A 24427-nucleotide genomic window follows, 5' to 3' on the forward strand; every position below is an offset into this window, starting at 1 on the left:
GGCGATTTAAAACAGGAACATCGCAACCGGCCTGGGGTTCATCTTGGCTACCATCGTGATCAGGCAAAATGGCCCGATCGCCTGAAAAAGCGCAGGAGAACGATTATGGGAATTATCATGTGGCTCGTCGTCGGCGGCGTCATCGGCTGGCTGGCAAGCGTGATCATGCGCACCGATGGGCAGCAGGGCATCGTCCTCAACATCGTGGTGGGCATCGTCGGCTCATTCCTTGGCGGCCTGATCCTGGCGCGCGGCGACATCAACGATGCGCCGCTTACCGTGACCACGTTCCTGGTGTCGCTGGCCGGCGCAGTGGTGCTGCTTGCCATCGTCAACCTTTTCCGCCGCGGTTCGATACGATGATCGGATCGACCGTGTGAACGGGCCGATCCTGTCGCGGCGCCAAACCGGCGCCGCAACGGATCGGCCGCCACGCGGCTGGATCAGAAGTCCATGCTCGCCGAAAAGCGAACCTGCCGGGCAAGGCCCACGTAGAAGACCGAGCCACCGGTTGCCCAATAGCGGGTATTGGTGATGTTATCGCCGTTGACCCGCAGTGTCAGCGCCCGGCCCTGGGGCAAGCGCAGCTTGTAATCGGCGCCCAGGCTATAGGTGGTATAGGCCGGCATCACATACAGGTTCTGGGCATCGGCATAGCGCTTTCCGGTGTAAAACAGACCTGCACTCACGCCCAGCGCCGGCAAGGCGGCCGGGCGATATTCGACAAACGCCGAGCCAGACCAGCGCGGTGTGTTGTCCACCCATTTGCCATCCTGCGCTGCACTGCCCGTTTCACGCTGGACCGCGCGCAGATATTGCCCCGCCAGCGATACCGAGACGGTGCGCGTCAACCGGCCCTGCACCGATGCTTCCACCCCTTGGTGCACTGCGCGCCCATTGGTGACGTATGTGCCCGGCGATCCGCTGGAAAGGTCGGTGTAGGACAGCCCGCGATCGATGTGGAACCAGGCCAGGCTGGCAAGGGCGCCAAGCACCTCGACGCGCGCGCCCGCTTCATACTGGCGGCTGATCACCGGGGCATGATTTCGCCCTGGTTCGTCGTACCATCGGGTGCGGTGCCGGCGCTTTCCAGTCCTTCGATATAGGTGAAATAGAGGCTCGACCGCGGCGTCGGCTTGAACACCACGCCACCGGTCGGGGTCCACGCCGTCATCCGATAACGGCCGCTGCCGTCCAGATTTTCAGTGTCGTAGAGCACGCGCCGCACGCCGCCGATCAGCAGCAACCGCTCGCCCACGTGCGCGGTATCGAGCACATAGAAACCGGTGTCGATGTTGACGCTCCCGGCCGCAAGCCGCGTGGTCGTGAACGTCAGCGTGTCGAAGCTATACGACGGCGCGACATAGAAATTTTGCGCCGCGCTGGTATAGCTTTGCTGGTGCTGGTCATCCTGCACCTGGCGATTGCGCGCCGCCCCCAGCAGCAATTCATGACGGATGCCCAGCGTTTCAACCGAACCGGCCACTTCGCCGCGCAAATACTCATTGCGATAGCTTTGGTCCGGGGTGTAGTTGCCCGCGATCCGCCCAGCCCCGCTGGCCACCGTTGCCGCACTGGTAAAGCTGAAATCCGCGCGTGCGCGCTGCCGGCGCGAGGTGGCAAGGCCGCTTTCAACCCGCACCGACCAATCCCCGGCAATCGCATAGTCCGCGCGCCCCAGCACATTGGTGGACCAGGTGCGATACGGCGCGTTCACCGGCGCATACCGGGCATGAGGATCGGGAACAGTCTTGAGCAGTTGGAACGCGGCCAGCGAAATGCCGCCCGGCTCGTCGGTTGCGCGACGATAGTGTTCCACATCGAGCTTGAGCGCGAGCCGGTCGCTCACTTGCCAATCGAATGCTCCGCTGGCGAGATAGCGATAGCCGTTGACGCCATTGATCGGGGTTTCGATGTGGCTGCCATACGCGTTGAGACGAACGCCGAATTGTCCCTCGGCACCGATCTTCCGCCCGAAATCAACGCCTGCACCAACGCTGCCTTCGGCATCGCCGTTGATGGTCAGCGTGTTGATCGGCTGCGTTCCGGCGCGCTTGGTTACGACGTTGACGATGCCCGAAGGCGTGGAAATGCCATAATAGAGCGCCGAAACGCCCTTGAGCAGTTCGACCCGCTGCTTGTTCTCGATCGGCACCGGGCTGAGGTTGATGACCTGCAACCCGCCGTTGAGGCGGTAATTGGTGCGCGCATTCATCAGCACGCCGCGCGAAACGAAATTGTTGCTGGTGGTGGGGCTGGTCGCCTGCTGCGTGACGCCGGGGGTGTTACGCAGCGCCTCTTCCAGCCCGATCGCACCCTGCGCATCGAGCAGCGCGCGCGGGATGACGGCCACTGTCGCTGGCGTGTCGAGCACGGACTGGTTGCGAAACGCGCCAACCTGCACGACCTCGGTCTTGAATGAGGGGCGTTGCCCGGTGACGACGATGTCTTCGTCCAGTTGGCGCTCGCCGCGCTGGTCGCCAGGGGCAGCCTCGGCGCCGCCGGCGGCCATGGTGGCAGCCGATGCCGCGATCAACCAGATGCTCATGTATGTCCCCGATGCTGTGACGTGTCGCCGGCCCGATACTAATAATGATAATCGGTTGCAATTGCATTTTTGCCGAGCCTTGCTAGAGCGGCGCCATCGGCGCGCATCGGGCGTGCCCTGACCGGGGTTGTCGTGACCAAGCGCATCGTGTTTCAAATCCACTGGCTGCTGGGGATTACGGCTGGGTTGGTCCTGGCGCTGATGGGCGTGACCGGCGCGATGATGAGTTTCGAGGACGAGATTCGCGAAGCGGTCGACCCGGCTTTGTTTGCTCCGGGCGTTCCTGCCGCCCCCGATCTTTCGCCTGACCAGCTCATCGCACGGATCGAAGCGGCCAAGCCCGGCTATCGCGTGACCCGGTTGGACTGGCAAATGCCGCGCACCCGGTCGCACAGCGTCCGCCTCAATGCCGCGAGCGGCCAGGGCCGCCTGGAAGGCCAGGTCGATCGCGCCACCGGGCGCTGGCTGGGGCCGGGGCGTGCGGATGCCGTGTTCGAAACGATCGATCATCTGCACCGCTGGCTGGCCCTTCCCGGCGGTGGCAAAGGGCCGGGCCGGCAAATCACCGGATTCAGCGCGCTTGCCTTGATCTTCTTCGCGCTGTCGGGCCTCTATCTGCGCTGGCCGCGGCAGGCGTCAGACTGGCGGGCCTGGCTGGTGCTCGACCGCCGCAAGACCGGCCGCAATCTGTGGCGTGCGCTGCATGCGGTGATCGGCACGTGGATGCTCGCGTTCTATCTCCTCAGCGCGCTCACCGGCCTGTGGTGGAGCTATGACTGGTATCGCCAGGGCGTGACGCAGGTGATGACCGGCAAAGTAGGGGCCGACGACGAGCCGGCCGGCAAGCGGGCGCCAGGATTGGCACCGCGTCCGCCGGTCGACCTCGCCTGGGCACAGTTCCGCGCAGCGACCGGCGATGACTATGCCTGGGTGCGCATTGCCCGCCCACCGGCCGATCGCCCGATGAAGAACATCCGCTTCGAAGCGCGCCGCGCCGATGCCCGGCATCTGCGCCAGACGGATATCTTTACCTACGATCCGGCCGCGAGCACGCTGGTGAAGCGCGATCTCTATGCCCGGCGCCCGCTTGGCACGGTCATCACGCAAAGCATGTTCGAATTGCACCGGGGCGCGTTCTTCGGCCTGCCCGGGCGGATCGTGATGCTGGTCACCAGCCTGGCCATGCCGCTGTTCGCGGTTACCGGACTGTTGCTTTACCTTTCGCGGCGCCGGCAGAGCCGCGCGGCCAAGGCCCTCGCCCGCGTCGCGCCCGAGGCCAATGGTGGTCCGGACGCGATCCTCATCGCCTATGCCAGCCAGACCGGCTTTGCCGCCGCGCAGGCCCATGCCGCCGCCCATGCGCTGGCGCAGGGCGGCGTGGGCGCCAAGGTGGTATCCATGGGCCGGCTCACCGCAGCGGACCTGGCGCAGGCAAGCCGCGCACTGCTGGTGGTAAGCACATATGGCGATGGCGAAGCGCCCGATGCGGCGCGCGGCTTTGCCCGCCAAGTCATGCGGGGGCCGCGGCCCGATCTTGGCGATCTGCGCTATGGCGTCCTGGCGATCGGAGACAGCGAATACGGCGCGTTTTGCGCGTTCGGCAGCGAGGTGGATGCCTGGCTGTCTGGGTGCGCGGCACGGCCGCTGTTTCCGCTGGTTGCACTCGACCGCCGCGCTGGCGATGGCGCGCAAGGCTGGCAGGAAGCGCTCAAATCCCTCGGCGCGGCGGACATCGCGAGCGGCGAAGCGCCCGCCTTTGCCGAGTGGCGACTGGTCGATCGCACGGTGCTCAATCCGGCGAGCACGGCGGCCCCGGTCTTTCATCTGCGCTTCCAGCCGCCGCGCGGTCATTCCGCCGATTGGCAGGCCGGAGATATCGTGGAAGTGCACGCAGCCGCACCCGGTGCACCGGTCCGCAGCTATTCTGCCGCGTCGATCGGCGCGGACGGCACGCTCGATCTGGTCGTGCGCCAGGTCATCAAGCCCGATGGAACGCTCGGCGTGGGATCCGGGTGGCTGACGGCAACGCTGCCGCTGGGCTCGACCACCTCGGCTCGCTTGCGCCGCAATCCGTCATTTCATGCCGCCTGCGACGGGCAGCCACTGATCCTGATCGGCAACGGCACCGGCATCGCCGGCTTGCGCGCCCATCTGCGCGCCCAGTCCCTGGCGGGCTGCAAAGGGCACTGGCTGCTTTATGGCGAGCGCACGCAAGCGCACGAGGCGTTTTTTGCCGAGGAACTGGCGGGATGGCTGGGCGATGGCACCCTTACCCGGCTGGATCGCGTGTTTTCGCGCGATCCCGATTGCGGCCGCTATGTCCAGCATCGCGTCAGCGAAGCGGCCGATGCGATCAGCGCCTTTGTCGCAGCAGGCGCCACTATCCTGGTCTGCGGCAGCCTGGAGGGCATGGCCAGCGGGGTGGACGCGGCGCTCCAGGCGATCCTGGGGGAAGAGCAGTTGCAGGCGCTGGCAGAAGCCGGGCGTTACAAACGCGACGTCTATTGACCTGGCGCCCAGGCCACACGCGTTTGCCAGCCGCCGCCAGGGCCTAGCCTAGCGCCTGCATCACGATGCCAGAACGATTTCCACATTGTGGCGCTGGACCAAGCCGGCGCGCTGCTCGGGCGGCATACTGTCGGTGACGAAAAGGTCGATGTCGGAAAGCGAACCGATCCGTGCCGGGGCAAGCCGCTCGAACTTGGTCGCGTCGGCCACCAGCATGACTTTGCGGGCCTGGGCAATGATCGTCTGGCTAACCGTGACTTCGTTGATGTCAAAATCCAGCAGATCGCCATCGGCGTCGAGCGCACTGGTCCCGATGACCGCGTAATCGACCTTGAAACCCTTGATGAAATCGACCGTCAGGCTGCCGATGACGGCCCGGTCGTTGGCGCGCAGCCGCCCACCTGCCACGATCACCTCGATGCGGCTGTTCTGGGCCAGGATATCGGCGACGTTGAGGTTGTTGGTCACCACCAGCAGATGCTCGTGATCCAGCAGGTTGCGTGCCACGGCTTCGGTGGTGGTGCCGATGTTCAGAAACAGCGAGGCATTGTTGGGCAGGAGTTCGGCCGCCTTGCGCCCGATCGCATCCTTGGCATGGGCGGCAATGGCGCGGCGGGTGGAATAGCCGATGTTGTCGAGCCGGGATTCCAGCATGGCGCCGCCCCGCACCCGCGTGAGCAGATGGCGGCTGGCGAGCAGATCAAGGTCCTTGCGGATGGTCTGCTGGGTGACGCCCAGCACGCCGGCCAATTCTTCAACCCCGGCAAACCGCGCACCCTGCAGGTATTCGATAAGGCTCCTGTGCCTGATCGCAGCAAGATCGGCCAAAATCGCAACTCCAAGCCTTGGCCGCACCATGCGGCCGGATCGAACGTGGCCTTACCCTTGGCGCGCTTCCCGCCATTGGGCAAGCCAGGCATCGATCCGCGGCCACGCCTCGGGCGCAAGGCGCAGCAGCAACTTGCTGCGCCGCGCCACCACGTCTTCGGCATTCACGGCCCATTCGTGTTGCGCCAGATAGGCCAGTTCGGCGGCATGAAGCCCGCCCCCGAAATCCTCGCCAAGATCGGCAATGCTGTGTGCCTGGGCAAAAAGCTGCCGCGCATTCGTGCCGTATGCGCGCGCCCAGCGGGTAAGCAAGGCACGCGGCAGGCCCGGCCGCTCGCGGCAGAACGCGTCCACCAGTTCGCCGAAACCCTCGGCGGGGAAGTCGCCTCCGGGCAGAGTGGCGCCGCCCGTCCATGCCGGGCCGGCCTGGGGAAATGCCGCTTCCAGCTTTTCCAGCGCATGCTCGGCCAGCTTGCGGTAGGTGGTGATCTTGCCCCCAAAGACGCTGAGCAATGGCGCCTGGCCCTCGCGCTGGTCCAGATCCAGCACGTAGTCGCGCGTCACCGCCGAAGCGTTGCTGGCCTTGTCGTCATAGAGCGGGCGGATGCCCGAATAGGTCCAGACGATATCGGCCTCGCCCACCGGGCGGGTGAAATGGCGGCGCACCACATCGAGCAGATAGTCGCGCTCCGCGGTGCTGATCGTGGCGCGGCCCGGCGCCTGGCCCCAAACTTCGTCGGTGGTGCCGATCAGGGTGAAATCCTGCTCATAAGGAATGGCAAAAACCACGCGTCGATCATTGTTTTGCAACAGAAATGCGTGATCCCCGTCATAAAGGCGGGGCAAAACGATATGGCTGCCCTGAACCAGGCGCATGGCGCGATCCTGCGGCGCGCCGGCAATCCGGCCAAGCACTTCGGCCACCCAAGGACCGGCGGCATTGACCATGCCCCGCGCCTGCACCTGGCGCTGCTGCCCGTCGCTGTCACGGATCGTGGCAAGCCAATGGCCATCCTCGCGATGGGCCGCGAGAAGGCGGGTGCGCGTCAGCACGGTGGCACCGCGTGCGCGCGCATCCATGGCGTTAAGCACCACCAGGCGGCTGTCTTCAACCCAGCAATCGGAATAGACGAAAGCACGGCCCTTGACCGCGTCGACCAGTCCCTGCCCCAGCGGGCCGCGCGCAAGATCGACCGAGCGCGTTGCGGGAAGACGCTTGCGCCCGCCCAGATGATCGTAAAGCCACAAGCCCAGCCGCACCATCCAGGCCGGGCGCAGGGCCCCGCGCTGGGGCAGAACGAACGAAAGCGGCCAGATGATGTGCGGCGCCATGGCCCACAGCCGCTCGCGCTCCATCAAGGCCTCGCGCACCAGACGGAATTCGCCGTATTCCAGATAGCGTAGGCCGCCATGCACCAGCTTGGTGCTGGCCGACGAGGTGTGGGCCGCGAGATCGTCCTGCTCCACGAGCAAGACCGAAAGGCCGCGCCCGGCAGCGTCGCGCGCAATGCCGGCGCCGTTGATACCGCCGCCGACGATCAGCAGGTCATACGAGTTCAGGAGCGGATCGCGCGTCATGGTCATGCCTTTGCCGCCTGCCACGCAGGCCATCGGTGGCAGGTTGATAACCGATTCCGGCGCGAAGATCGAGCACTTTCGCGTCTTTTCGCACTTTTTCGAAATTACACTGCGCGCGTTAGCGCACAAAGCCCCGCCACACCCACAATAGGCAATGCTTCGAAAACTCATTTTAAATTACTGTTTTTATTGAATTATAGATGCGTTCTTATAAATTCCACCACCTCAGCACCACAGTCTACATCGCGCCTCCAGACAGGAAATGCGCGAAAACGAACTTTTCGTTTGACGCGCCGGTCAAAGCGATTACCACCTTGGCTCGGTAACGATGGGCCTTGCAAAAGCGGCTCGCTCAACCCGCACAGAGGATCGCCATGAGCCCGCGCAAACGCCTGGTCGGAGAGTTGCTGTCCGAATTCATTGCGGTGATGATCATCATCACGCTGGGCGATTCAGCAGCAGCGATGATCACGCTCTATGACCCAAGCCCTTATGCCACCGCCTATTGGGGCGTGTGCATCGCCTGGGGCCTCGCCGTTACGCTGGCGATCTATGTCACGGGCGCCGTTTCGGGCACGCATGCGAACCCGGCGGTCACCCTGGCGCTCGTGCTGTTCCGCGGGTTCGAGGCACGCAAGGCCCCGCTCTATATCGCGGCCCAGATCGCCGGCGGCTTTGCCGGCGCGGTGCTGGTCTACCAGTTGTTCCAGCCCGTGATCGACCATTACAACGCCGTCCACGGGCTGACCCGCAGCGCGGGCGGCGCGGCTGGCGTGTTCTTTACCCACCCCGGGCAATTCATTACGCCGTTTCACGCCTTCTGGGATGAAGTCATCCTGACCGCGATCCTGCTGCTCGGGATTTTTGCCATCACCGACCAGGCCAATACCCAGGCGCCCATGGCCAATTCCGGGGCGCTGGCGATCGGCTTGCTGGTGGCGTGCATCGGCGCCTGCGGCGGTTTCCTTGAAGCCTGGCCGCTCAACCCGGCACGTGACCTGGGGCCACGCCTGTTCTGCTTCGTCGCCGGCTGGGGGCCGGCCGCCTTCCCCGCGCCCGACAACTATTGGTGGATACCGATCGCGGCGCCCACGTTGGGCGGGATCATCGGTGCCGGGCTCTATCAGGCCGCGATCCGCCCATTCCTGCCAGCCTCGGCCTGACCCTTCCCCGCCTTTCGTGCCGATCGCGGCGCCTCACAGGACAAGACCCCATGACCCAACCCCGCCATATCCTTGCGATCGACCAAGGCACCACGTCCACCCGCTGCATCGTGTTCGATGCCGATGCCCGCGCCTGCGCGACCAGCCAGCGCGAATTTCCCCAGCATTACCCGCAGGCCGGCTGGGTCGAGCATGATCCCGAGGACATCTGGCGCGATACGGTGGAGACCGCGCGCGAAGCGATTGCGCAAAGCGGGCTGAAAGCGGCCGATATTGCCGGCATCGGCATCGCCAACCAGCGCGAAACCGTGGTGATCTGGAACCGCGAGACGGGCCGTCCGGTCTACAACGCGGTGGTCTGGCAGGATCGCCGCACGGCCGCGGCCTGCCAGACGCTCAAGGACCAGGGGCTGGAAGACATGGTGCGCAGCCGCACCGGCCTGCTGCTCGACCCCTATTTTTCGGGCACCAAAGCGGCCTGGATTCTCGACAACGTGCCCGGCGCGCGCGCCGATGCCGAGGCCGGCCGCCTGGCGATGGGCACGATCGACTGTTTCCTGCTGTGGCGGCTGACCGGCGGCGCCGTGCACGCCACCGATATCACCAACGCCTCGCGCACGCTGCTGTTCGACATCCACCGCCAGCAGTGGGACGAAGAACTGTGCCAGCTGCTGCGCGTGCCGATGGCGATCCTGCCGCAAGTGACCGACAACAGCGGCATCTTTGGCCACACCGCGCCCGATCTGTTCGACACGTCCATTCCGATCGCGGGGTTGGTGGGCGATCAGCAGGCGGCGCTGTTCGGCCAGGCCTGCTTCGAGCGGGGCATGGCCAAATCCACCTATGGCACGGGCTGCTTCATGCTGCTCAACACCGGTGAAACCGCGCCGGTTTCGCAAAATCGCCTGCTGACCACGCCGGCCTATCGGCTGGGCGGCAAGACGACCTATGCGCTCGAAGGGTCGATCTTCGTGGCCGGCGCGGCGATCAAGTGGCTGCGCGATGGGCTTGGGATCATCACTCATGCCCGCGAAACCAACGACATGGCCACCCGCGTGCCCGACAGCCATGGCATCTACATGGTGCCAGCGTTTGTCGGCCTGGGTGCGCCGCATTGGGACCCTGACGCGCGCGGCGCAATCCATGGACTGACGCTCGATGCCACGCCCGCCCATCTTGCGCGCGCCGCGCTCGAAGCGGTGGCCTATCAATCGTGGGACCTGCTTGAAGCGATGGCGCGCGACAGCGGCGCAGTGCCGGCCGCCATGCGCGTGGACGGCGGGATGACGGCCAACGACTGGCTGTGCCAGTTTCTGGCAGACATGCTGCAAGTGCCGGTGGAACGCCCCCACAACCTGGAAACCACGGCGCTGGGCGCCGCGTTCCACGCCGGCTTGGCGACCGGGGTGTGGAGCGGGCTTGCCGATCTTTCCCGCACCTGGACCGGGCGCGACGTGCAGCGCCCGGCCATGCCCGCAGCGCACCGCCAGCCCTTGATCGATGGCTGGCGCAACGCCCTGCGCCGCACGTTGACCCGTCCGGCCGACGTTCCGGCCTGATCGCCGGGCAAGGATCAGGCCCACGATGCGCCCGGCATGCAGTGCTGCCGGGGCGCATCGTGGGCTTATCCGCAAATCTGTACACCTAACTCGGCACCCGTCCCGGCTCTAGAGTCTGGCGATCGACTGTCTGCATGCCGCCTCGCGGCTGCGACGGCCCGCGCATCGTATCCAGATTTCGCAAGGGGAGCCAAAACCAATGACCGTCGCTGGACGCCAAGCCGGCACGCTGCAGGGCATCTTGCTCCTGCTGCCCATCACCATGGCGGTGATGGGCCTGATCGTGCTCGTCCCGGTGCTGCCGCAGATCATGGCGCACTATCACGCGGTACCCGGGGTCGAATACCTGGTCCCGCTCATGCTCACGCTGCCGGCGCTTTGCGTGGCGCTGCTGTCGCCCGTGGCGGGGGTCGTCGTCGACTTCTTCGGCCGGCGCAAGACCTGCATCGGCGCGCTCGTCGTCTATTCCGTGGTAGGGATGGTGCCGATCTTCGTCGACAGCCTGATGACGATCATCGCCAGCCGCGTGGTGCTCGGCGCGATGGAAGCGCTGATCGTGATTTCCAGCACCACGCTGATCGGCGACTATTTCCACGGGCGCGAGCGCGAGAAATGGCTGGCCAACCAGACTGCGGTTGCCTCGGTCGCGTCGATCGTGCTGGCGCTGCTTGGCGGGGCATTGGGCAGCTTTGGCTGGCGCGGTGCGTTCGCCGCCTATGGCGTCTCGATCGTCTTCGCCCTCGCCCTGGTGATCTGGACCTGGGAACCGAGCCGCAACGACGAGCCGGCTGCAGAAGCCGCAGCGCCGGGCGTGCGCTTTCCCTGGAAAGCGATCGTGCCGATCTCGCTGCTGGCGATCTTTGGCGGGACGATGTTCTTCACCATGCAGATTCAGGTGAGCGCGATGCTCAGCGAATACCACGGGGTGACGTCGGCCAGCGCGCTCGGCTTGTTCAGCGGGTTGGCCGGGCTGTCCGTGGCCGCCGGAACGCTGCTTTATCGCCGTTTCACCGCGCGGCTTGCGCCGGCGACACAATTGCTGACCGCCTTTGGCCTGCTCGGCGTGTCCTACGTGCTGATGAACCATGCCCCGGCCACCGGCGCGTTCACGCTGTGGCTGGTCGTCAACCAGGTCGGCTCGGGGATGTTGCTGCCGGCGCTGGTGGTTCTGGCGATGGGCAGCCTGCCGTTCGAAGTGCGCGGCCGCGGCACGGGCCTGTTCATGAGCGGGTGGTGGATCGGCCAGCCGCTGAGCACCCAGGCCATTGCCTTCATGCGCGGGTATCACGATGGAAGCCTGCCGGCCGCGCTGCAAACGCTCGGCCTGCTTTGCCTTGGCGCCGCAGCGCTGGCACTGGTGAGCCAGTTGCGCAGCCGCGCGCGCGCAGCAGCCTGATCCCGCAGTTCGAACGTGGGGCCGGCCAAACCCGGCCGGCCCCAAGTTTCAGCCAGCGGAATGCCAGGGTTCCAGGATTTCCGGCGGGGGACCGCCCACCGCGGCAATCTGCCCGGCGGCATTGAGGGAATAGAGCAGGCACCCGCGGATCACCTGGCGCTCCCCCGCGCGCAACGCGCGGCCGAACAGGCCATGATCATCACAATCGCGAATGCAGCGGATTTCGCTGCGCACTTGCGCAGCCGCACCGTGGGCGTCTGCACAGAAGAACAGCACGTCCAGCCGTTCGCGCACGAAAGGCTGCTGCCGCTGATAGAATGCGCGAACGTCCGCCCTGCCACGGATCCCCATGACGAAGCGGACGTCGTCGGCATAGTAATCGACGAAGCGCAGGTCGCCCGCGTTCATCAGCGCGATATAGCGGGCGTAGGCGGCACGATCGAAGCGGCCCCGGGACGGCCGGCCGGGTGATTGAGAGGACTCACCCGCAGCCACCCCGGGGCCTGCCCCAAGGGCCACGCCCAATCCCGCCGCGAGCACGGTGCGGCGGTTCGGCGCAGGCCCCCGGAGCCGGTCTTTCATTGGCGCCCCTTCAACCCTGTCCGGTAAGATGCAGGGCGATCTTTTCGAGCGGGGCAAGCGCTTCGAGGATCGGTGGCAGGATCGGCACGACTTCTGCCCCCGCAAGGTAGCGCAGGCGCGGATCGGGATCGGTGGCCGCAGCGATCGCAGCCTGGACCACCGGGGTCAGGTCTTCGGGTGCCTTGGCTTCCAGCGCGTCGAAATTGGCGTTGAAGCGCGCGCCGGTCTCGGCATAAGGCGCGCTCGGTTCCCGATCGAGGGACTTGGCGGGCAGCGCGGTCTTGAACGGCCCCGGCATCACGCTGACCACGCGCACGCCAAAGCTGCGCGCCTCTGCATTGAGCGCCGCCGTGGCGGTATCGAACGCGTGCTTGCTGGCGCAATAGGCCGCCATGAACGGCGTTTTCATGATTGCCGCAACCGACGTGACGTTGACGATGCGCCCGCTGCGCTGCGCGCGCATGATCGGCAGTACCTGGCGGACCAGTTCGAGCGGCCCGAACAGGTTGGTGTCGAACATTGCGCGCCATTGGCTGTCAGGCGTGTCTTCCACCGCCCCCCGCGCGCCAACGCCCGCGTTGTTCACCAGCAGGTCGATGCGCCCGAACCGCGACAGCGCGAGCTGGACAACCTCCTGGCGCTGGCGCGCATCGGTCACGTCGAGCGGCGCCAGCACGATATCGGCGGGCCGTTGCACGGCAAGTTCCAGCAGGCGCGCGGGCGCCGCTTCGGGCCGTCGCATAGTGGCCACGACCTGGTAGCCCTGTTCGGCGAATGCCAGGGCCATGGCCTCGCCAAAGCCCGAACTGCACCCGGTGATCAGTGCGACTGGCATTGCAATTCCTCTCGTTTGGCCGGGATCGACGCTCAACGGCGCGCCCGACGCGTTGTTACTTCATCAGTTCCTTGATCACCGGATTGGGCGGCCCCCACTGCCCGCCGAGCAGTTCTTCCAGCCCGGCGATGCCGCCGCCATCGGCCGCACGCAGCTGGTCGCCGTCGGTCCAGTGCTCGATCTCGTGGCCCCAGGGATCGTTCCAGTAATCAAACACCTGGCTGCCCAGGATATGACGCCCAACGCCCCAGTGCGAATGCCACCCGGCCTGCATCAGGTAATCATGACCGGCCATCAGGTCGTCGACATCGGCCACTTCGAAGGCCGAATGCATGAACTGCGGCGGCGCGCCGGGGCGGCAGAACAGGAACACCGTGTGATGGTCGCAAGGTTCGTCGCCGCGATCGGCCCGCATGAATGCGCCGATCGCCACGCCCGGCTCGGGCTGGATCTCGTCAGACGTCACGAAGCCGAAGCGAGTCTTGTACCACTCTTCCGAGCGGCGGAAGTCCGACACCCCGAACACGCAATGCCCCAGGCGCATGACATGCGATGGCCCCTGGCGCACCCGGCGGAACCGCCCAACGCGCGGATATTCCCCGGCGTGGTTCCAGGCATCGGGATAGGGCGCCCGGCGATCGACCGGCGGCAGGGCTTCCTGTTCGGCCACGGCCTCGATGCAGAAACCGTCGGGATCGGTCAGGCGCACCACCAACCCGCCCCCCGGCGCGTCGAGCGGTTCAACCTCAAGGCCGTCATGCGCCGCCAGCGCTTCAAGATCGGCGCGATCGCGCACCCAGATACCAAGGGCGGCAAAGCCGGGCTCCCCGCGCTCGGTGGCATGAAGGAACGGTGCGCGCCCGGTGCCGCGCATGAACAGGCGATCGGGTTCCTGCTCGGCCACCGAATCCGCCATGCCGAAATCGAGCAGGAACGCCCGCATCCTGTCGAGGTCGGGCGCGCGAAAGCGCACATAGGCGACGTCGTAGGCTTTGGCGATGCTCATGATATCTCGCTCCGCGATGGGCCGGCCGAGACCCCGCGATCGGGCGGCGGGCCAGGGATTGCCCGGCTGACGGTGTCCGCGCCGGACTTCAAGTTAATTAAACTATATAGTCATTTTTGACCAATCCGGTCAATACGCCATTGGCGGTGCGTCCCCCCGAATGCACCGCCAATGGGTTTCTGCCTGCGTCCGCACCTGCCGGGGTGCGCATGGCGCGTGCGGGCCACAGGCAGAACCGGTCAATCCGGAGTACAAACGCCTTCGATATGGCCAAGGCCGGCGATCTCGCAGCGGCAAACATCGCCGGGCGAGAACATCGCCTGCGGACGCCGGGCCCAGCCCACGCCGCCGGGCGTGCCGGTGAAGATGATATCGCCCGGCTCCAGCGTCATCGCCTGCGACAGATACTCGATCTGCGCCCACACATCGAACACCAGGTTGCCGGTGTTGGACGATTGGCGCACTTCGCCATTCACCGTGCAGGTGATCGCGGCCCCATGGGGATCGGGCATCTCGTCGGCCAGGGTAATCCACGGACCAAACGGCGAATGCCCGTCGAACGACTTGGCAACCGACCATTGCGGGGAATGGCCCTGCCAGTCGCGGACGCTCACATCGTTGCCAACGCAATAGCCAAAGACGGCGGCAGGTGCGTCTTCGCGGCTGATGTTGCGCCCGCCCTTGCCGATCACAGCGACCAGCTCCACTTCATAGTCGACGCTATCGGGCGACGCCTTGGGCAGCGGGATCGGGTCGAACGGGCCCGAGGTCGAGCTGGACGCCTTGAGAAACCACATCTGCTGTTCGGGCCGCGGACGGCCGGACTCGGCAATGTGGTCGGCATAGTTGAGACCGATGGCGAGGATCTTGCCAGGACGGCGGATCGGCGCGAGCAGGCGCACCGTGTCGAGCACGATCCACCCCGTTTCCGAAGCCTCAAGCGCGCGCAGGCGATCCTGCCAGGCGTCGAACCCGGCGATCAGGTCGATCATGGCCGGTGCCCCGGGAACGGGCAGGATCGCCCCGTCCTTGACGATGCCCACGTGTTCGGCGCCGCCGGCCTCGAATGTTGCGAGTTTCACTCTGGTCTATCCCTCTGCTCGAACCAGCCGCGACACGCACCACGCGTCGCGGCGGCTTGCCTGTTTCATTGCCCTTTCAGCGCGGGCGATGTTAGGTGCCTCAATCGGTCAGAAATGAACGCGAACGCCCATGCGCAGCGTGCGCGGCTCGACGACGCGGCTCAACCGCCCCTCGACCGGGGCAGCATCGAAGCCGGGAATATAGGACTGGTACCAATAGGCGATGTCCTTGTCCTTGCTGGCCAGGACGTTGAGCACTTCGCCATAGACCTGGAAGGCGCCGAAGGTTCGTGCCGCACGGACGTTGACGACGTTGCTGCCCTTGTCCCGCTGGGAATTGTCCTCGACCAGCGGATAGGGCCCGAGATGGCGCAACCGCACGCTGGCTTCCCACGGCCCATCGACGACGGAAATACCCGCCGAGGCAGCGTTTTCAAAGGCATTGGGAATGTATTGACCGTTGTCGTAGCGGGCATGGCTGGCGGTGTAGTTGCCATCGAGCGCAAGCCACGGCACCGGGCGCCAGAACGCCACCAGTTCATAGCCGCGTCGACGGCTGGCAGCGGTGGGTTCCACGGCATTGGAATCGCCCACGAACTTCAATTCGCTGCCAAGGTCGAGCCACCAATAGGTTGCCGTCAGGCTGAAATGCCCGAGCTGGAAGCGCGCGCCCAGTTCCTTGCCCGTTCCCGGCACCAGCACGGGCACCGGCGTGGTCGTTACTGCACCACGCACGTCGTTGGAGTGGAAGCCGCGCCCCCAGCTGGCATAGAGCTCGACGTGGGGGCCGACTTGATAGGCCACTTGCAGCTTGGGCGAGAGGATCGCGTCGTTCCCCCTTCCCTGCCCCAGGGCCACGGCCTCGGGATCGAGCGCATGGACCGAATAGTGGTAGTAGTCCCCGCGCAGGCCACCAATGACGCGCAAGCCCGAAAGGGGACGCCAGGTGGCCGAAGCGTAAAGCGCTGCCGACGCTTCCTCCACCGAATAAGTGCCCTGCGACGCAACGAGGCGACGGGCATCGGTGTGCAGCACGCCGACGCGACCGATATCGTCATAGCGGTTTTCGGTACCGATGGTCAGCGCGAGGCGATCGGAAACGGTCCAGTCCCGGCTGCCGGTCAGGCCGTAGATCTTGCGCCGGTCGACCTGGTGGATCTGTGCGCTCTGCCCGGCCGCATCATAGTACTCGGGGTTGGAGTACATGTTCCAGTTGTAGTACTGGAAATAGGCATTGGCGCGCCAGTCTTTGCCGGTGTAGCCAACATTGCCGATCAGGCGGGTGGTTTCCCCCGTCGCGGTGGGATCGGGCGAGCAGTAGGCATTGGCACAAAACGACGAGCCGATGATCCGCTCAGGGATCTGCTCGGTCGGCCGCCAGGTGCCGCGATAGCCATGCAGCGTCACGTCGAGTTCGCCGGCGCCAACGGGCCGGACATATTTGACGAAGCCGGCATAGTGGCGCAGCCGCTCGGGCTGTTGCCACGGCCCGTCATAGACCCGGAAATCGCCAACCGCGGTGAGCAGGCCGCCATCACCGGTCTTGAGCGTGCCGCCCGCCGCAAGCCGGCGATGCCCATAGGAGCCGATCTCCGTCGAAATCCACGGGGCATCGTACTTGCGGATTGTGGTCATGTAGGCCGCGCCGGCCATGGCAAAGTCGCCGCCATCGGCGCGGTAGGGCCCTTTGCGGAAATCTTCGCGCGCAACGATTTCCGGGATCAGTCCATTGAGGTCGAGATAACCCTGGCCGTGGCCGTGGGTGCGGACGTTCATCTGCACGCCATCGATGTAGGTGGTGAAGTCCGAGCCGTGGTCGAGGTTGAAGCCGCGCAGGAAATACTGGTTGGCCTTGCCGCTGCCCGAATGCTGCGCGGCGACCATGCCAGGAACGGCCTCGAGCAATTCGGCGGTGCGCAACAGCGGCCGCACCAGCAAGTCCGAACCGCTAATCGTCCCTTCGCTCGCCGATTGCGCCGTGCCGATCTTCAGTTCGCCGCGGCCGAACACGACGATGTCGGCGCCACTGGTCCCAGCCTGTGCGGACGCTGCATCCGGGGCGGGCGTTGCATCCGGGGCTGGCGTTGCCGCTTCCTCGGCGAAGGCCGGCATGGCGGCCATCGGCATCATGGCGAGGACCGCGACCGATGCGACGCGGCGAGGCAAACAGGTGTGCAAGACTTCATCCCCTCAGGTGTTCTTTGACGGCGTGGCCGGCGTGCCTGTGCGGCAGCCGCGGCGAACACCGTCGGTTGGTAGGCATCGCCTTGGGGGCAAGTTATCGGGAACGCATGCACTTTACCGTTGCGATCGACGTTTTGTAACGCAATCCTCGTTCTCGTAACTATCTATGGAATATGAATTTTATTCAAAAGACATTGATAGCCCCGAAACGACGAACGCCGCCCCCACCTAGTGGCGGGGACGGCGCTTGTCAGCCAGGATCGCGCGACGCGGCGATCAGATCGGATAGTGGCCCGGTTGGGTTTCCATGGTGATCCAGCGCAGCTCGGTGAAGCTGTCGATCCCGGCCTTGCCGCCAAAGCGCCCATAGCCAGACGCGCCGACACCGCCGAACGGCATCTGCGCTTCATCGTGCACCGTCGGGCCGTTGACGTGGCAGATGCCCGACTTGATCTGACGCGCCACTTTCAGGCCGCGTGCAGTATCGCGGGTAAAGACCGCAGCCGAAAGACCATATTCCGTATCGTTGGCCAGTTCGATTGCTTGGGCTTCGTCGCGGGCACGAATTACGCCCACGACCGGACCAAAGCTTTCATCGCGGAACAGCTTCATGCCCTGCGTTACGCCATCGACGACATGCGCGGGCATCAGCACGTTGTGGGTGGTTTCGCCGCCGACCAGCAGCGTGGCGCCCTGCGCCAGCGCGTCGTCGACCAGCGAGCGACAATGCGCCACGGTCTTGGCATCGACCACCGCGCCCAGCGGGGTCTTGCCCTCGCGCGGGTCACCCACGGCCAGGGTTTCGACCTTCGCCTTGAAGCGCTTGGCAAACTCTTCGGCCACGGCTTCGACCACGATGATCCGCTCGGTGCTCATGCAGATCTGTCCCTGGTTCATGAACGCGCCAAAGGCCGCGGCCTTGACCGCTTCATCCAGGTCAGCATCTTCCAGCACGATCAGCGGCGCCTTGCCGCCCAGTTCGAGCAGGCAGGGCTTCAAGTGGCCGGCCGCGCGGGTGGCGATGATCTTGCCAACGGCGGTGGAGCCGGTGAAATTGATCCGGCGCACGGCCGGATGGTCAATCAAGGCACCGACGATTTCTGCGGCATCCTCGGGCGCATTGGTCACGATCTGCACCGCCCCGTCCGGCAGGCCGGCAGCCTGAAAGGCTTCGACGATAAGGGCGTGGGTGCGCGGGCACTGTTCGGAAGCCTTGAGCACCACGGTGTTGCCGCAAGCCAGCGGCATTGCAATCGCGCGCACGCCCAGGATGATCGGCGCGTTCCATGGCGCGATGCCAAGCAGCACGCCGACCGGCTCGCGCACGGCCATCGCGATGCACCCCGGCTTGTCGCTGGGGATCACTTCGCCGCCGATCTGCGTGGTCATCGCCGCGGCCTCGCGCACGATGCCCACGGCCAGCATGAGGTTGAACCCGGCCCAACCCTCGGTTGCGCCGATCTCGCCCATCATCGCGGCGATGAAGTCGGGTGCGCGCGCTTCGAGTTCGGTGGCCGCGTTCAGCAGCAACGCCCGGCGGGCATTGGGGCCAATCGCCGCCCAGGCGGGAAAGGCGGCCTGGGCCGCATCGCAGGCCGCTTGCGCATCGGCAACCGTGGCCGCGGGGGCTAGGGTGGCAACGTCACCGGTCACCGGGTTGCGCCGCGCAAAACTGCGCGGCGCCGGGGTTTCGATCTGTGCAACGCTCATCGTGCTCTCTCCCGTTGTGCAGTCGTGCTGCATTGCTTGGCCTGGTTCAGCCAGCGTCGGCAAAGCGGTTTTCGATATGGCCCAGGCCATCCACGGCAACGCGCACCACGTCGCCCGCCTTCATGAAGCGATGCCCCGCGATGCCAACGCCGGCCGGCGTGCCGGTGGCAAGCAGGTCACCCGGCTCAAGCGTCATGACCTGGCTGAGATAAGCGATCTGGTCGTAGATGTCATAGATCATCTCGCCGGTCGAGGCACGCTGGCGCTCTTCGCCATTGAGTTCGAGCGTGAGCGTGAGCGCGTGCGGATCGGCCACTTCGTCGTCGGTAGTGATCCACGGACCGATCGGGCCGTGCGTGTCGAACGACTTGCCCAGCGTGAAGGTTGGCGAACGGAACTGCCAATCGCGCGCGGTAACATCGTTGCACACCACGTAACCGGCGATGACCGATCGGGCGTCCTCGCGCGAGACATGGCGGCAGCGCTTGCCGATCACGACGCCGAGTTCGGCCTCGTAGTCGACCATGTCGGGCGCAGAGCGCGGCACTTCCACTTCGGCATAAGGCCCGTTGATGCAGGTCACCTGCTTGTTGAACCAGATCTGGGTCTTGGGCGCAGTCACGCCCGCCGCTTCGGCTTCGTCGACATGCGACTGGTAGTTCATGCCGATCGCCAGGTACTTCTGGGGATCGCCGATCGGCGCTTCGAGAGTCACGTCAGCCAGCGGGAACGAAGGTTCGGACAGCGCATCGATTGCGCTGCGCAGCGCATCGAAATCTTCCAGCAGGGCGCGCATCGAATCCCCGGCACCGGGCGCGGCCGCGCTGATATCGACGACATGGTCGCCAACCACCTTGCCAAGGCGGGTGCGGCCATCAACGGAAAACCTGGCAAGTTTCATCGTTCGCAGTCCTTTCAGATCATCGTCCCAGAGCGGTGGCGCAGCCTTGCCGCAGGCGGCCGCGGCGGATCGCGCCCGGCCTTGGCGGCGGGAACGTCGCGCCTTGCTTTTGGCTGACTAGTTTGTACAATGATGACTGTCTAGTTCATTTTTAGCGCCAAGACGGCCAGGACAGGAACGATCCTGCGCGGCCCTGGGCACGACGAACCAAGGCCGGAAACGGCGCTCATCAATCACGGGACGGAGGATAAGGAATGGCAGCGAACGCCGCCGAGGATGGCCAGCGTTATACCCGCGTCGCGATCGTGCTCCATTGGGCAATCGCGATCCTCATTATCTACAACCTGGTCAGCGGCCTGCTGGTCTGGGACATCGGCCGGGCCTGGTTCAAGGCACACAAGCCGTTCTATGCGTTCGGCATCACGTCGCACTTGTCCTCCGGCCTCACCGTGCTCGCGCTGACGATCGTGCGCATCGTCTGGCGCCTGATGCACGAGCCGCCCGCGCATGCGCCTGGAACAAAGACATGGGAGCGGCACGCCGCCCATCTTGCTCACTTCCTGCTTTACGCCGGGATGGTGCTGATGCCGCTGTCGGGCTGGGCGATCCTTTCGGCCCATCCGCCGGTCGGGTCGGAAGGCGCCAAGGTCGCGCGGATGGCGATGGGCGCATCGCCGATGGCCGCACCGGCCCCGGGCGCAGCCAAGGCTCCGCCGCCCCCCGGCCCCGGCGCACGTCCCGGCGGTCCGCCGCCGCCTCCGGGTATCTGGTGGCTGGTGCCCCTGCCCGCGATCACCCCGATTGCCGAGATCGGCCGCGAACCCGGCGGCGTGAAGCCGCAGATGGAACTGCACGAGGAATTCGCCGCCTGGCACAAGGTGGGCGGATACCTGATGCTGGCGCTGTTGTTGCTCCACATCGGTGCCGCGCTCAAGCACCAGTTCCTTGATGGCCAGGCCGAATTGCAGCGCATGAGCCTGCGCCGCCGGCGCGACGCCTGATCACCCACCCGCAAGAATGAAGGGCCGCCGGGACATAAATCCGGCGACCCTTTTTGTGTCTAGGTGGTGAACCACAAACGGCGAGCATATCGGGCGGAAGCGAACGCCGCGAAGACTGGCTGCCTTTGCAAGGGGCACTTCGGGCTGAGATAGAAGCCATTTCGGCGTCCCGTCGGGATTTGAACCAAAGCCCCCGTCGCAACGCGGCCTTTGGCCTCAAACCTCGGGGCGCCATTCATGAATTCACACTCTAGTCCACGCCAGGCGCGTAGACCTTATGGCAGGCGTTGCAGGCATCGTTAATTTCCATGCCGGCGGCCATATAGGTATCGTCGTTGCGGCGCCCCGTGGTCTCGGCAACGCGCAGCGCCGCGGCACGCAGGCGAAGTACCGCTTCGGTCCACGCGGGCTGGTCCACGCGGCGCCCAGGGATGAGCAGGACATTGCTCAGTTCGGCCAGCATCTGCGCATCGTTGCGCGCTTCCTGCCACTCCTGGTCGGTGCGGGGAAACAGCGAGCGGAGGCCCTTGTCGTCCGAGACATAGCCCTGTCGCTTCCATGTCTGCTGCGCAGCGTGGCTCATCACCTCGGCCATGAAGCGCTTCATCGGCAGGCGCGTGTCATAGGGCGTGGCATCACCAACCGTTCCAGACGCGGCGGCGGTGGTCGCCCCGGCAGTGGGTCCGCCAAGCGGCGCGAAACGCTCGACAGGGCCGCGCACCGTCGCGGTGATCACCACCGGGCTGGTGCCCGTGTTCTTCCAGAACCAACCGTGACGCCCGGTAAATCCGGCTGTGAAGCGACCTTCGCCATGCGATGCCGTCCCGCGGGCATAGGAGGTGTAATCGCCCGGCCTTGCCGGCCGTTCGGGATCGCCGTGGAATTCAAACTCGACCGGCTGGCCGTCGGTTGCCCACTGATAGGTCATTGCCACGCCGGCGGCCATCACCGCCTTGGCCTCGCGCCCTCCATAGGGGCCGATCGCCATGCGCACTTGCCGCGCGCCATCGGGCAAGGTCGTCACGCTGTCACCCGCCGTGGCAGTGGCGGCAAGCCCGGCTCCATCGCGCTGGGCAAACTTCATCGCCCCCATCTGCGTCAGGCCCAGCACGCGGCCCAGCCCGGTGACGTCGATCCCCCGCTCTGCGGGCAGCACCGCCACCACGAGGATCAGGGCGGACATACCGACGGCGGCAGCCACGGCGGTATTGAGACCACGCCGCGATAGCGGCTCGGGTGAAACGGTCACGCGGCACCTCCTGCGATGAGACCGGCAATCTGCTGGCCGAAAAGAACAAGACCCGCCGTCATCAGGGCGACGTTGGCGACCAGCGCCTGGCGAGGGAAACGGGGGCTGCGGCGCCACCACGACATCACCAGCACGATGGCGCCCAGCGCCATCAGCTGGCCCGCCTCGACCCCCAGGTTGAAGGCGACGAGATTGACCACCAGCCCGTCCCGCGCGAGGCCGAGATCCTGCAGCTTGGTGGCAAGACCCAGGCCGTGGCACAGGCCAAAGCCGAGCACCATCAGCCGCGGGTCGGGCCGCCACCCAAACCAGCGGGCGAAGGCATCGAGATTATCGAGCGCCTTGTAGACGATCGAAAGCGCAATGATGGCGTCGACGGCGCGCGGATCGACCGGCAGCGCCAAAAGCACGCCGAGGATCAGCGTAGCGCTGTGACCAAGCGCGAAGAGCGATACGTAGAGTGCGACCTGCCGCCAGCGAAACAGGAAGAACACCACCCCCACCAGGAACAGCAGGTGATCCGTGCCCGTCACCATGTGTTTGGCGCCCAGATAAGCGAAGGGACCCGGCTGGATGCCATGGGTCAGCGCCAGGAACCCACGATCGCCTTGGGCCACATCGTGCGCCAGCGCCGAGCCCGCCAGGTCGAGGAAGGACGCCAGGGCCATCACCCCAGCGCACCCGGCCCGCAGCGCCACCGAAAACCGCCTGCCGTCCATCGCTCTCCCCTGCCTCGTTTGTGCAGAAGGTCTGCGCTAGCGGGATCGGGTCACGCTAGTTTCGTACGGTGACGAATAAGATGAAACGCGCTTTTCGGGGTTGCCGCTGCTTCATCTTGCGCTGGCGGCGGGGCGTGGCGGCGTGGCCGGCACAGGGCTCGACGGCGCGATGTCCCCAGGCTGCCAGATCCCGCCGTCGCGGATGGGCCGGGCAAGGACAAGCGAACTGCCCAGGTTGAGGTTGCCCTGGGTGCGCACTTCGAACAGCGCCTCGAAAGCCCCATCGCCGGTGCGCGTGTCGATGGCATCAAGCTGCGCGCGATCGGCGGCGATCTCGGCCATTTGCACCACTGCCGCGTCGCGCGTGCCCGCCACGATGACGATGCGATTTCCGGTTGGCCCGATCAGGCTGGCGATATAGCCATAATCGCGTTGCGGCACCTTTCCGGCCGCAACCAGGCTCCAATCAGACCGGAACCGTCTGCCGCTAGCCTTGTCGACCAGTTCGTCGAAATCCTCGCCCAGCCGGAAGCCCGAGGCGCGGAACAGCGGATCCTGCAAGGGGCCAAGGCCGCTGAGGAAACCGATGTAGACGATGTTGGCGGCCTTGAACACGTCGGGCTTCACGTCTGACATGGCTTCTACCGGCGGCCGCTCGGAACTGCGCATGGCTGCGGCATTGACCGTGGGGAGAATGCTGCGAAGCGCCATCCCGGTGCTGACCGGCAGGTAATGCAGGTCAAGGTCCATGTTCTGGCCGACCTTGTCGGGATTGAGTAGCAGATAGGCATCGAGATCGGCGCGCGAATTGATCGCGAAATCGCGTACCAGGCGAGTCACCACGATCCCGTCGCTCGCCTCGCCATAGACATAGTAATCGCCCAGCACGACCATCATCGGCCGGCGATTGTCGAGCAGCGGCTTCCACAGCTTGTTGAGCACCGGGCCAGCCCCAACGGGCGGCCGCGTGCTGTAGATCGCCCAGCAGACAAGATTGAGCAGCACCAGGCCGATCACAAGCGCGACGAAGGGCCGATCGGCCAGCCGCCGACGCCAGCCGGGCTGTGGCGCTGCATCGACAGGAGACGCGGGGGCCAGGGCAGCCGGTGCCGCGGCGGCCGCCTCGGCGTCTTCGGGCGTGGCCAGGACAAGGCGGTATTCACCCAGCGGGATCGACAGCCGATCGCCCGCTTCCGTCGCACGCGCATAGTGTTCGCCCAGCTTGCGCCGCAGCCGGTGGATATAGACCCGCACCGATGCGTCGAGCATGACGTCGAAATCTTCGCGCTTGGCAAACACCTCCTGCGCGATCTCGATCTCGCGCGGGGTTTGCCCCTCGAGAGAGCGGGCAAGCAGGTAGTCGAACAGGCGGATCAACGGTTCCGACCGGCCCAGGTCGCCGCTCTCGCGGACGCGGGTCGCCTCGGCCGCGAGCCGTTCGCCATACGTGGTCTCGGCCAAGTTCATCCCCCCTCGCTACCAAGCCTGCCGACACGGGCAAGCGCAAAGTGCATTTGGCCGCTTACCGCCCGGCTCGGGCCCGTTACGCAAGGTGTAACCTGAAGATAACTGTACGTT

General features: G+C 65.7%; 20 protein-coding genes. 6 read left to right on the forward strand and 14 right to left on the reverse strand.

Annotated features, from left to right (window positions below):
* The first annotated feature begins 105 nt into the window (after positions 1 to 105).
* Positions 106 to 363 carry a GlsB/YeaQ/YmgE family stress response membrane protein gene (locus R9J51_RS14795; RefSeq protein WP_168555563.1) on the forward strand — a complete coding sequence of 86 codons (258 nt, stop codon included), beginning with the start codon at positions 106 to 108 and terminating at the stop codon, positions 361 to 363.
* A gap of 80 nt (positions 364 to 443) precedes the next feature.
* Here R9J51_RS14795 and R9J51_RS14800 read toward each other — a convergent pair whose 3' ends face one another.
* Entirely contained in the window at positions 444 to 1034 is a 591-nt protein-coding gene (locus R9J51_RS14800) for a TonB-dependent receptor domain-containing protein (protein ID WP_432787523.1), read from the reverse strand.
* Entirely contained in the window at positions 1031 to 2548 is a 1518-nt protein-coding gene (locus R9J51_RS14805; RefSeq protein WP_432787524.1) for a TonB-dependent siderophore receptor, read from the reverse strand. The genes R9J51_RS14800 and R9J51_RS14805 overlap by 4 nt, the downstream gene beginning before the upstream one ends.
* A gap of 132 nt (positions 2549 to 2680) precedes the next feature.
* Here R9J51_RS14805 and R9J51_RS14810 point away from each other — a divergent pair, with 132 nt between their 5' ends.
* Positions 2681 to 5056, forward strand: coding sequence for a sulfite reductase flavoprotein subunit alpha (locus R9J51_RS14810; RefSeq protein WP_179504892.1), 2376 nt, complete (start codon positions 2681 to 2683; stop codon positions 5054 to 5056).
* 60 nt (positions 5057 to 5116) lie between these two features.
* Here R9J51_RS14810 and R9J51_RS14815 read toward each other — a convergent pair whose 3' ends face one another.
* Positions 5117 to 5884 (reverse strand): DeoR/GlpR family DNA-binding transcription regulator, encoded by a 768-nt coding sequence (locus R9J51_RS14815; RefSeq protein WP_246865925.1) that lies wholly within the window; start codon positions 5882 to 5884, stop codon positions 5117 to 5119.
* A gap of 51 nt (positions 5885 to 5935) precedes the next feature.
* Positions 5936 to 7468, reverse strand: coding sequence for a glycerol-3-phosphate dehydrogenase (gene glpD / locus R9J51_RS14820; RefSeq protein ID WP_179504893.1), 1533 nt, complete (start codon positions 7466 to 7468; stop codon positions 5936 to 5938).
* Positions 7469 to 7836: 368 nt separating this feature from the next.
* Between glpD and R9J51_RS14825 the strand changes: the two genes are divergently transcribed.
* From R9J51_RS14825 to R9J51_RS14835, 3 genes are all read left to right on the forward strand, one after another.
* Entirely contained in the window at positions 7837 to 8625 is a 789-nt protein-coding gene (locus R9J51_RS14825; RefSeq protein WP_168555136.1) for an MIP/aquaporin family protein, read from the forward strand.
* A gap of 50 nt (positions 8626 to 8675) precedes the next feature.
* Positions 8676 to 10184 (forward strand): glycerol kinase GlpK, encoded by a 1509-nt coding sequence (gene glpK, locus R9J51_RS14830; protein ID WP_179504894.1) that lies wholly within the window; start codon positions 8676 to 8678, stop codon positions 10182 to 10184.
* A 199-nt stretch (positions 10185 to 10383) separates the two neighbouring features.
* Positions 10384 to 11580, forward strand: a complete 1197-nt coding sequence (locus R9J51_RS14835; protein WP_179504895.1) for an MFS transporter — start codon at positions 10384 to 10386, stop codon at positions 11578 to 11580.
* Positions 11581 to 11628: 48 nt separating this feature from the next.
* Here the strand turns inward: R9J51_RS14835 and R9J51_RS14840 are convergent, their stop codons facing one another.
* From R9J51_RS14840 to R9J51_RS14870, 7 genes are all read right to left on the reverse strand, one after another.
* On the reverse strand, positions 11629 to 12162 hold the full coding sequence (locus R9J51_RS14840; RefSeq protein ID WP_179504896.1) for a nuclear transport factor 2 family protein: 534 nt from the start codon (positions 12160 to 12162) through the stop codon (positions 11629 to 11631).
* A gap of 10 nt (positions 12163 to 12172) precedes the next feature.
* Positions 12173 to 12997: an SDR family oxidoreductase gene (locus R9J51_RS14845; protein WP_168555140.1), complete on the reverse strand. Its 825-nt coding sequence runs from the start codon at positions 12995 to 12997 to the stop codon at positions 12173 to 12175.
* A gap of 55 nt (positions 12998 to 13052) precedes the next feature.
* Positions 13053 to 14003 (reverse strand): VOC family protein, encoded by a 951-nt coding sequence (locus tag R9J51_RS14850; protein WP_168555141.1) that lies wholly within the window; start codon positions 14001 to 14003, stop codon positions 13053 to 13055.
* Between the two features lie 239 nt (positions 14004 to 14242).
* Positions 14243 to 15085 (reverse strand): fumarylacetoacetate hydrolase family protein, encoded by an 843-nt coding sequence (locus tag R9J51_RS14855; RefSeq protein WP_432787525.1) that lies wholly within the window; start codon positions 15083 to 15085, stop codon positions 14243 to 14245.
* A gap of 108 nt (positions 15086 to 15193) precedes the next feature.
* Positions 15194 to 17206 (reverse strand): TonB-dependent receptor, encoded by a 2013-nt coding sequence (locus R9J51_RS14860; protein WP_432788000.1) that lies wholly within the window; start codon positions 17204 to 17206, stop codon positions 15194 to 15196.
* A gap of 339 nt (positions 17207 to 17545) precedes the next feature.
* On the reverse strand, positions 17546 to 18979 hold the full coding sequence (locus R9J51_RS14865) for an aldehyde dehydrogenase (RefSeq protein ID WP_179504898.1): 1434 nt from the start codon (positions 18977 to 18979) through the stop codon (positions 17546 to 17548).
* 46 nt (positions 18980 to 19025) lie between these two features.
* A complete protein-coding gene (locus R9J51_RS14870; RefSeq protein WP_169474610.1) occupies positions 19026 to 19880 on the reverse strand; it encodes a fumarylacetoacetate hydrolase family protein in 855 nt (284 codons plus the stop codon).
* 254 nt (positions 19881 to 20134) lie between these two features.
* Between R9J51_RS14870 and R9J51_RS14875 the strand changes: the two genes are divergently transcribed.
* Positions 20135 to 20881, forward strand: a complete 747-nt coding sequence (locus R9J51_RS14875; RefSeq protein WP_179504899.1) for a cytochrome b/b6 domain-containing protein — start codon at positions 20135 to 20137, stop codon at positions 20879 to 20881.
* 250 nt (positions 20882 to 21131) lie between these two features.
* On the opposite strand, the gene R9J51_RS14880 is transcribed toward R9J51_RS14875, so the two are convergent.
* From R9J51_RS14880 to R9J51_RS14890, 3 genes are all read right to left on the reverse strand, one after another.
* The gene (locus tag R9J51_RS14880; protein WP_179504900.1) at positions 21132 to 22130 is read right to left on the reverse strand and encodes a hypothetical protein; all 999 of its coding nucleotides are present in this window, start codon (positions 22128 to 22130) and stop codon (positions 21132 to 21134) included.
* Complete coding sequence (locus R9J51_RS14885) at positions 22127 to 22849, reverse strand: HupE/UreJ family protein (RefSeq protein ID WP_218843488.1); 723 nt, start codon at positions 22847 to 22849, stop codon at positions 22127 to 22129. Before R9J51_RS14885 ends, R9J51_RS14880 begins: the two co-directional genes overlap by 4 nt.
* Before the next feature lie 111 nt (positions 22850 to 22960).
* Entirely contained in the window at positions 22961 to 24310 is a 1350-nt protein-coding gene (locus R9J51_RS14890; protein ID WP_218847410.1) for a helix-turn-helix domain-containing protein, read from the reverse strand.
* Between the last annotated feature and the right edge of the window lie 117 nt (positions 24311 to 24427).

Source organism: Novosphingobium rhizosphaerae (assembly GCF_050920675.1).
GTDB classification, from domain to species: domain Bacteria; phylum Pseudomonadota; class Alphaproteobacteria; order Sphingomonadales; family Sphingomonadaceae; genus Novosphingobium; species Novosphingobium rhizosphaerae.